Raw genomic sequence first — 8,556 nt, forward strand, 5'->3', positions numbered from 1 at the left:
CGGCCCGCATTCAGGTGAACACTATCCGGGACCGCAGCCGGATGCGGCCGCGAAGGCCGCGAAGCTCGTGCGGACCTTGTTCGCCGACTCGGCCGTCGCGTGGGTCAGGTCGGGGCTGCGGCCCGCGGGCCGGGTCATGTCCAGGTAGGCCCGGTAGTCGCCGATCATGACGGTCAGGGTCAGGGCCGGGTCACCCGGGTAATCCGCCGTCTGGCGGAGGAACTCGTCGGCCGCCATCGTGAACTCCGCCATCTCGTCCGGGGTCGCTCGCGCGACCTCCGCCTCGACCCGCGGCGCGGTCTGCTCCCACTCGCTGAAATGCCGCGCCGCCGTGTCGCACGCGACGGGTGCGGCGGTCCCGGTCGCACCGGGAGGGCCTGGGGACTCCGGCGAATCGCAGCCCACGATCACGACGGCGGAGACGGTGAGAGCGACCACGACCCGAACGCGCCTCATTCACCGGAACCTAACCGGCGCACCTCTCCAACGGGTGACGGCGACGTGACCGTCAGGGACTCACCACCCTGGTCTCGGTCCACAGCCGCTCGTACCCGCTCGCGACCCACAATGGACCATCCATTGGTCGCGGTGAGTCCGATGGTTGACACCGTGTATCAATCGGCGCCGGCCCCCTTTCCGCAGGGCGGGACCCCCATCCCGGGGGATCCCGACGAGGAGGGGGGAAACGTGCGACGACGCTTCGTGACCGTGCTCGCCGCGTTGACCGTCGTAAGCGGGCTGTTCGTGGTGACGAGCCCGCCAGCCAGCGCCGCGCCGCTGGTCAACGCCAAGGTCACCATCAACCGGATCAACGCGCTGTCCAGCGACGACGAAGGGCTCTGCGGCCGTGTCGACTGGTACGTCAAGGTCTGGATCAACGGGGTCGCCTTCAACAACGAGGACACCGAGGACCAGGACGACCGGGAGGGGATCCCCGACATTCTCCCGGACTGGGAGTTCTCCGTGCCGAACCTGGACGTCGCCACGCTCCCGCAGCGGGACGGCGCGGCGTTCCTGCCGGTCGTCGTCGAAGCCTGGGACGAGGACGGCGGGTTCTGCTTCGGCGACAACCAGTACGACGTGTCGCCGACCGCTGCCAACGCATTCCTGGCCGACGTGCGCGTGGCGCCGTGCGACGTAAGCGTCGAGGGCGAGGCACCCATCGCCTGTGGCACCCCGATCGTGCGGTCCGGCAACGGCGACGACCGGGCCGAACTGACCGTCACCATCGCGGTCGATCCGCCGGCCAGCGCGCCCGGGCTGCGGATCCTGTGCACCCACACGCCCGCCTGGCCGCAGCCCGGCCAGACCGTCACGGTCACCGCGACCGCGGTCGACGGGGCGCTCGCCCCGACGGTCGTACCCAATCAGCTCGAGATCTGGCTCAGCCCCACCGACCGCGAGACGAGATCGGGCGTGGGCAGCTTCACCCGCACCTTCACGGCGACAACACCGAGCTTCACGTACGGCTGTCGAACTACCGTGGCCGCCACCACGATCTTCTCCGGGTGGCGCCGGACGACGGTGGGTGACCCGACGCCGAACTTCACGTTCCCCAAGCCCGCCGTGCCGATCAGCTACACCGGGGGACAGGGCAGCCGGCTCGACGTCGTGTTCATCGCCGACAGCGACACCTACACCGGCCCTGGCCCGGTCGGGCTCAACCCGATGTTCCAGGCCGACGTCGCGCTGGCGATGAACAGCGGTGTCTTCGGATTCGACCCGTACCTGACCAACCAGGATCTGTTCAACTTCTGGATCCTGCAGGACAACACCGGCAAGTCCGTCGACTTCGCCACCGGCGACGACCACGAGCTACCGGTGCTGTGGGACGAGATCTTCGCCTTCGCCGACGTCGGGATCATCCTGCACCGCAAGGCCGCCCAGCGGGACTTCGGCATGCCCGACGACCACATCGCCGCCGTCAACCTCGCCCGGGCTGACGCGATGGGCGTCGTCCGGCACGAGATGGGGCACGTGCCGTTCGGCCTCGCCGACGAGTACTGCTGCGACGCCGCCTACTTCTACAACGAGGTCGCGCCGAACGTCTACGAGGAGCTCACCGGCGACGAGGGCTGCGACACCGACGCACCCAACCTGGGCCGCGTCCGCGACGCCTGCCGGGCGCTCGAGGAGGACGGCGACGTCTACTACACCTCCGAGCCAGGCGACCTGACGCCGGGCCTGATGAACGACGACGTCATGAACGACAACGGTCCGGCGAACGCGGCCGACATCCGGCGTTTCAACCTGATCTTCGGCGACTGCCGCATCGCGAAGTGCTGAGAGGAGAGACAGCGATGGTACGCAAAATCGTGCTCGCGGCGGCCGCCGGACTCCTGCTGGCGGCCGGGGTGGCCGCCGGCGGCGGTGCGTTCGCCGAGCCCACCCCGCCACCGGACCCGGCGTCCATCCCACCGCCGGTCTTCGACTTCGACACGGACCCGGCCAAGGCGGTCGTCGCCCGCGTGAAGTTCGACAGCCGCACCCAGGCGCACGTCGAGTCGACCAAGGTCACCACCTCGCGGGCCCGCGGCCACTCCGGCGAGCCGTCGATCCTGCGCCTGCGACTGACCGATGTGGACGGTGCCGAGATCGAGCAGATCAACGCGTGGAGTCCACTGTGGCGTCTCGACGGCGGACCCAACGGCAGCAAGGCCGTCCGGTCCAGCGGCACGGGCAACTTCATCGTGCCGTTCAGCCCCGCACTGGCCGCGATGACCGTCACCGACGTACGCCTGAACCAGCAGGTCGTGACCGTCGACCTGGCCGCACCCATCCGCACGTTCTGCGCGGCCAACCCGGCTGACCCGGACTGCAAGGAGAGCGACCTGGCGGTCACCGCGGTCGAGCCGGCGGCGCCGCTGTTCGGCGTGCTCGGCCAGCCGATCACCGTGACGGTGGCCAGCACGGTGGCCAACCACGGCCCGGACGGGCCGTCGGACGCCCGCGTCCGGCAGGAGGTGTCCGCGGCGGCCGGCCTCACCATCGCCGACGGCGCACCGGTCACCACGGACGTGCCGGTCGCGGTGGGCACACCACAGCGGCTGACGCGGACGTACACGGTCACCTGCACGCAACCCGGCACGGTCAACCTCACGGCGACCACCCGTGTGGCGCCGAAGTTGCCCTCGGTCGTCGACGCGCAGTCGGCGAACGACGTGCGTTCCGCCACGCTCGGGGTTACCTGCGCGGTGCCGGCGACCGTCAACGTCAAGCCGGGCAGCGCCGACAACGTCGTCAACCTCAACCCCGGCGTCCTGCCGGTCGGCGTTCTCACGACGGCCGCCGGCGAGTACGGCAACCCGGTCGCGATCGACGCGACGACCATCGACTGGTCGACGCTGCGGCTCGGCTCGCCGTCCCGGATCCTGGCGGGGCTCGGCGCGCGCGAGACGCACGGCAAGATCCACCCTGAGGACGTCGAGGAGCTGGACGAGCGCACCCGCGACGGGGACACCGACGCGATGCTGCACTTCGACCCCAAGGCCGACGGCCTCGCGGTCGGCGACACCTCCGCCTGCGTCTACGGACGCCTCCGGGTCGCCGGCGCGATGGTGGCCTTCTACGGCTGCGACCGCGTCACGGTCCGCCCGTAACAGGTGGGACGCCCCGCCCGGCGGACCCGGGCGGGGCGTCCGCATATGGTGCCCGACGTCTGGGTACATCCCTGACCTCCGGAAGGTGGTGGTCAGCGATGAAGAAGCCGAGCTGGACGATTTACCCGTTCGTCGCGGCGGCGACTGCTGTGCTGCTCGCGGTCCTCGTCGGAGACCGGCTTGGCCCGGACGCGAAGTGGGTGTTCCTGGTCGTCCCGCTGCTTGCCGTCGCCGCGGTCGCGCTGACCGTGCGGCGGGCCCGCCGGGGCGCGTGACTTTTCCCGCAGTTCACCTAAATACACCGTGCCGGCCAAGTAGGCGTTGGTTTCGCGTTGGACGGCTATGGATCTCCTTCGCGTTCGCTGTTAGCCTCACGCTTCCACTGTCAGGGAAGCGACAGCTTTCTGCACCTGCGGTGGGCACGGGGATGCGGTGGGCAGACGCTCGGTGATTTGGCGGGGGCCCTTCGGTCGGTGACGCGGTGGCGTCGCGGGCCGTCGAGGAGTCCGTGCGCCAGCCGTTCATCGCATGAGAAAGGGATCCAGGCCGGATGCCGCTGCTGAGCATCGTTCTTCCCGTGTATCGCGTTCAGGCCTACCTCCGGGAGTGCCTCGACTCGATCCTGCAGCAGTCGTTCACCGACATCGAGGTGATCGCCGTCGACGACTGCTCCCCGGATCACTGCGGGGCCATCCTCGACGAGTACGCCGCCCGCGACCGCCGCCTCCGGGTCGTGCACCTGGCCGAGAACGTGGGTCTGGGCCAGGCCCGCAACGTCGGGATGCGGCATGTGACAGGGGAGTACGTCTGGTTCGTCGACAGCGACGACTGGATCGCGCCGGGCGCGCTCGCCGCCGTGGCCGACCGGCTGCACACCACCGACCCCGACGTGCTGGTGGTCGACTACTCCAAGGTCTGGTGGAACAACAAGAGCGCGCGCAGCAAGCTCTCGAATCTCGCCCGGGCCGAGTCGCTGCCCATGGTGTTCACCCTCGCCGAGCGGCCCAACATGATCAAGCTGTTCCACGTAGCGTGGAACAAGATCTTCCGGCGCGAGTTCCTCGTCCGCAACGAGGTCGCGTTCCCGACCGGACTCTACGAGGACGTGCCGGTCGGCTACTCCGTGCTGATCCTCGCCGACCGGATCGCCGTGCTCGAGCGCGTCTGCATCTACTACCGCCAGCGCCGCCAGGGTGCGATCACCTCGACGCCCGGCTACCGGCACTTCGAGGTCTTCGAGCAGTACGACCGGCTGTTCGCCCTGCTCGACCGCATCGGGGAGCGGGCCGCGCCGTTCCGGGGCGCCGTGTTCGCCCGGATGATGTACCAGTGCCTGCTCGTCCTGGAGAACCGGGACCGGGTCGGGCGGTCGCACCAGCAGGAGTTCTTCGCCGCGCTCGCGAAGGCCTATGCGCGGCACGTTCCGGCGGACGGCTACCCGATGCCGACCGGACGCGAGCGGGTCAAGCACCTGCTGGTCGCCCGGCGGGCGTACACCTTCTGGCTGTTCAGCCGTTTGAGCTTCGCCCTGCGCCGCTCGGTCGAGGGCAAGGCGAAATGGCTGCAGCGCAAGGTCCGGCTGCGCAGCCGGCTGCGCATGGCCTACTACCGCTTCCAGCTACGCAGGCCGATGGACGAAGGGCTCGCGGTCTTCTCGACCTACTGGGGCAAGGGCTACAGCTGCAACCCCGCGGCCGTGTACGAGAAGATGGTCGAGCTCGCACCCGGCGTCCGCGGGGTGTGGGAGCTGAAGTCCGGCGTTACGGCGCCGTCCGAGGTGGACAGTGTCACGATCGGCACCCTGCGGCACTATCGCATGCTGGCCCGCGCCAAATACCTCGTGTCCAATGTGAACTATCCCGGCTGGGTCGTGAAGCGGCCCGGCGCGGTGCACCTGTCGACCAACCACGGCACGCCGGTCAAGGCGATGGGCGTCGACCAGCTCAAGCATCCGGCCGGCATCCGCGGCATGAACATGAACTGGCTGCTGAAGCGGTGCGACCGGTGGACCTACAGCGTCAGCCCCAACGCCTACACCACCGAGATCTGGGAACGGGCCTACCCGTGCGGCTACGAGACGCTCGAGGTCGGCTACCCGCGGAACGACGTCCTGGCCAACGCCACGGCTGAGCAGGTCGCGGACGCGCGTGCCCGGCTGGGGCTCGAGCCCGGCCAGGTCGCGGTCGCCTACCTGCCCACCTACCGGGACTACGAGTTCGGCACCGACGCGCTGCTCAACGTGGGCCGGTTCGCCGACCAGCTCCCGCCGGGGACCGTGCTCCTCGTGCGCGTGCACCACTTCGACCGGACGATCGTGGCCGGCGACCACCCGCAGGTCATGGATGTGTGCGACCACCCGCGGGTGGAGGACATCTACCTCGCCGCCGACATGCTCATCACCGACTACTCGTCGGTGATGTTCGACTACGCGGTCCTCGACCGGCCGATCGCGATCTTCGCATCCGACTGGGACACCTATCGGACCACGCGCGGCGCCTACCTCGACGTCTTCTCCGAAGGGCCGGGCGTGGCGGCCCGCACCGAGGCAGAGCTGGTCGAGCTGTTCCGGTCCGGCGCGGTCTCGGGCGAGCAGGCGGCGCTGACCCGCAAGGTGTTCCGCAAGCGGTTCTGCTACCTCGACGACGGCCGCGCCTCCGAGCGGGTCGTCCGGCGCGTCTTCCTCGACCAACCGGTCCCCGCGCTGCCGGAGACGGGTGCCGTGCCGGTCGTGGCGATCGAGCAGCTCCAGGAGCTGCGCACCGTCGAGGACGACTCGCAACCGCGGGAGTCACCGACCATCGACGACGACGCACGGGAAGGCGCGGTGCTGACCCACTGAGCCTGGTGGGCGCCACCGGTAGCGGTGGCGCCCTGCCGTCGCTTAGAACCCGGGGAACACCCGGCGCAGGTCGTCGAGGGAGATCGGGCCGTCGAGCTTGACCGGCGCAGGCGCGTGCTCCGTCTTGAGCCGGCCGGTCACCAGGCGCAGCCAGGTCTCGGCGGGCAGGCGCAGGGTGCCGTCGGGGTCGCTCGGGGTGGTGGCCAGGGCGATCTCGGGGCCGAGCACCAGGCCGAACGACTCGGGGACGTCGGTGAGCTCGACCGCCAGCGTGGCCGTCTTGCCGTCGAGGTGCTCCGGCTTGGCGACCCAGGCGAACATGTGCGCCATCTGGCCGAGCAGCAGCGGCGCGGCGGCGGCGTCCACGGTGGCCGTGGGGTCGAAGCCGACCGCCACGTCCCAGGCGTGGAGGGCGAACTCGGAGAGCCGCATGGTCGCCGAGGCGGCGACGTCGACCGGGGCGGGCATCCAGGCGTACGTGACGCGCACCGTCTCGCGCTCCTGCTCGTCGAGCGACTCGTAGCGCGTGACCAGCGCGTCGTTGGCGGTGATCACCCAGTCGGCGCGCTCCTGCCGGGAGGCGTTGTCCCACTTGGCCCAGACGCTCTTGTTGAACTCGCCGTCCGGCGGGGTGCTGCCGGCGATGCCAGCCTCCAGCGTCGCCAGGTTGATCTCCGCACCGCTGCCGAGGTGGCTGAGCACCTGGGAGATGTCCCACTCGCTGGCCCCGGAGGGCTTGGCGAGGTCGTCGGGAGTGAAGGTGGCGACCTTGGCGGCGAGGTCGTCGTGGCCGGCGCGCAGCACCGCGATGAGGCGGTCGGCGGATGTTGCCATGGGGTTGCTCCAAACACGAGGGGGCGTTCGCGATCGAGACTATCTCCGCCGAAAACTGTCGGGGGTCGCCGCTAACGTCCGTGTCACCAATGGACGAGGAAGGGGATCGACAATGCTCCGGGGCATCGCGACGATGAGCTACTGGACCGACGACCTGGCCGCGGCCAAGCGGTGGTATGCGGACCTGCTCGGCATCGAGCCCTACTTCGAGGTCGAGGGCGGCTACGCCGAGTTCCGGCTCGGTGACTACCAGCAGGAGCTCGGGCTGATCGACCGCAAGTTCGCGCCGGAGGGCACGGCGACGGGCGCGGGCGGGGTGGTGGCCTACTGGCACGTCGACGACATCGACGCCGCGCTGGAGCGGCTGACCGGCATGGGCGCCACGATCCGTGAGCAGCCGCGCGACCGAGGCAAGGGCTTCATCACGGCGACGGTCACGGACCCGTTCGACAACATCCTGGGCATCATGTTCAACCCGCACTACCAGGACGTCCTACGTCCTATCCAAGCGCGGCTGACCTCTTTGTCCGGGTCCGTCGTTGCGACCAAGGCGGCGGGTCGGTGGTCAGCCGAACTTGGCGAAGGCGGTTGAGGCGATCTCGGCCGGCGCTGGCATCGCGGCGATTTCTGTCGCGACCTTGGCCGATGCCGTGCGCAACGCCGCGTCGTCGATCAGGCGGCGCAGCACCGCGGCGTCGATCCGTTTCACCGGCACGGCCAGGCCCGCACCGCGGTTGGCGACCACGTCCGCGTTGTGTGCCCGGTCGCCCGGTCCCGGCGTGACCAACTGCGGCACGCCCGCCGACAGTGCCGCGAGGATGGTGCCCGCGCCGCCGTGGTGGACGATCGCGCTCGCTGTCTCCAGGGCGTCCGGCACCGGGGCCCAGCCGACCGCGCGCACGTTGGGCGGCAGGCTTCGGCCCGCGAGCCGGTCGACGGCGCGGAGCAGCACGAACTCCGCGTCCACGGTCGGCGCCAGCTTGACGATACGGTCCAGCACCGAGGTCGAGCCGGGCCCGGCGATCGTGCTGTGGCTGACCAGGATCCGGGGGCGGGTCCCCGGTTCGCGCAGCGACTGGGGGAGGCTCGCGCCACCGCCGTACCCGACCGGGCGCATGGGCTGGCCGCTCGCACCCGGCACCAGGCTGTCGGGGCTGATCCGCAGCACCGCGGCGCTGGCCGGCACGTCCGCCCGTGGCCGCATCTTGCCGACCGTGACCGACAGGAGGAGGGCATCGTCGAAGAGGGTGTTGCCGTGCAGCACGGCCGGCACGTCGTGCCGGG

At 70.2% G+C, this 8,556-nt stretch carries 8 protein-coding genes; 5 read left to right on the forward strand and 3 right to left on the reverse strand.

Annotated elements, in window-relative coordinates:
- Window positions 1–21 precede the first annotated feature (21 nt).
- On the reverse strand, window positions 22–456 hold the full coding sequence (locus Air01nite_RS35895; RefSeq protein WP_203707847.1) for a hypothetical protein: 435 nt from the start codon (window positions 454–456) through the stop codon (window positions 22–24).
- Between the two features lie 231 nt (window positions 457–687).
- Between Air01nite_RS35895 and Air01nite_RS35900 the strand changes: the two genes are divergently transcribed.
- From Air01nite_RS35900 to Air01nite_RS35915, 4 genes are all read left to right on the forward strand, one after another.
- A complete protein-coding gene (locus Air01nite_RS35900) occupies window positions 688–2,286 on the forward strand; it encodes a hypothetical protein (protein WP_203707848.1) in 1,599 nt (532 codons plus the stop codon).
- 14 nt (window positions 2,287–2,300) lie between these two features.
- The gene (locus Air01nite_RS35905) at window positions 2,301–3,599 is read left to right on the forward strand and encodes a hypothetical protein (RefSeq protein WP_203707849.1); all 1,299 of its coding nucleotides are present in this window, start codon (window positions 2,301–2,303) and stop codon (window positions 3,597–3,599) included.
- Window positions 3,600–3,697: 98 nt separating this feature from the next.
- Window positions 3,698–3,874, forward strand: coding sequence for a hypothetical protein (locus Air01nite_RS35910; RefSeq protein WP_203707850.1), 177 nt, complete (start codon window positions 3,698–3,700; stop codon window positions 3,872–3,874).
- Window positions 3,875–4,149: 275 nt separating this feature from the next.
- Window positions 4,150–6,438, forward strand: a complete 2,289-nt coding sequence (locus Air01nite_RS35915; RefSeq protein ID WP_203707851.1) for a bifunctional glycosyltransferase/CDP-glycerol:glycerophosphate glycerophosphotransferase — start codon at window positions 4,150–4,152, stop codon at window positions 6,436–6,438.
- A gap of 42 nt (window positions 6,439–6,480) precedes the next feature.
- Here the strand turns inward: Air01nite_RS35915 and Air01nite_RS35920 are convergent, their stop codons facing one another.
- Window positions 6,481–7,272, reverse strand: a complete 792-nt coding sequence (locus tag Air01nite_RS35920; protein WP_203707852.1) for a maleylpyruvate isomerase family mycothiol-dependent enzyme — start codon at window positions 7,270–7,272, stop codon at window positions 6,481–6,483.
- A 112-nt stretch (window positions 7,273–7,384) separates the two neighbouring features.
- On the opposite strand from Air01nite_RS35920, the gene Air01nite_RS35925 reads away from it, so the two are divergent.
- The gene (locus tag Air01nite_RS35925; protein ID WP_203707853.1) at window positions 7,385–7,864 is read left to right on the forward strand and encodes a VOC family protein; all 480 of its coding nucleotides are present in this window, start codon (window positions 7,385–7,387) and stop codon (window positions 7,862–7,864) included.
- Here Air01nite_RS35925 and Air01nite_RS35930 read toward each other — a convergent pair.
- Window positions 7,838–8,556 (reverse strand): glycosyltransferase (locus tag Air01nite_RS35930; RefSeq protein ID WP_203707854.1); only part of this gene is annotated, 719 nt, incomplete at its 5' end. The two genes, Air01nite_RS35925 and Air01nite_RS35930, sit on opposite strands and share 27 nt — an antisense overlap.

The sequence above is a fragment of the Asanoa iriomotensis genome (assembly GCF_016862515.1).
GTDB classification, from domain to species: Bacteria; Actinomycetota; Actinomycetes; order Mycobacteriales; family Micromonosporaceae; genus Asanoa; species Asanoa iriomotensis.

Coding starts and splice junctions, on each gene's coding strand:
- Air01nite_RS35915 (WP_203707851.1), top strand. CDS start 4,150: ATGCCGCTGCTGAGCATCGTTCTTCCCGTGTATCGCGTTCAGGCCTAC.
- Air01nite_RS35905 (WP_203707849.1), top strand. CDS start 2,301: ATGGTACGCAAAATCGTGCTCGCGGCGGCCGCCGGACTCCTGCTGGCG.
- Air01nite_RS35910 (WP_203707850.1), top strand. CDS start 3,698: ATGAAGAAGCCGAGCTGGACGATTTACCCGTTCGTCGCGGCGGCGACT.
- Air01nite_RS35895 (WP_203707847.1), bottom strand. CDS start 456: ATGAGGCGCGTTCGGGTCGTGGTCGCTCTCACCGTCTCCGCCGTCGTG.
- Air01nite_RS35925 (WP_203707853.1), top strand. CDS start 7,385: ATGCTCCGGGGCATCGCGACGATGAGCTACTGGACCGACGACCTGGCC.
- Air01nite_RS35920 (WP_203707852.1), bottom strand. CDS start 7,272: ATGGCAACATCCGCCGACCGCCTCATCGCGGTGCTGCGCGCCGGCCAC.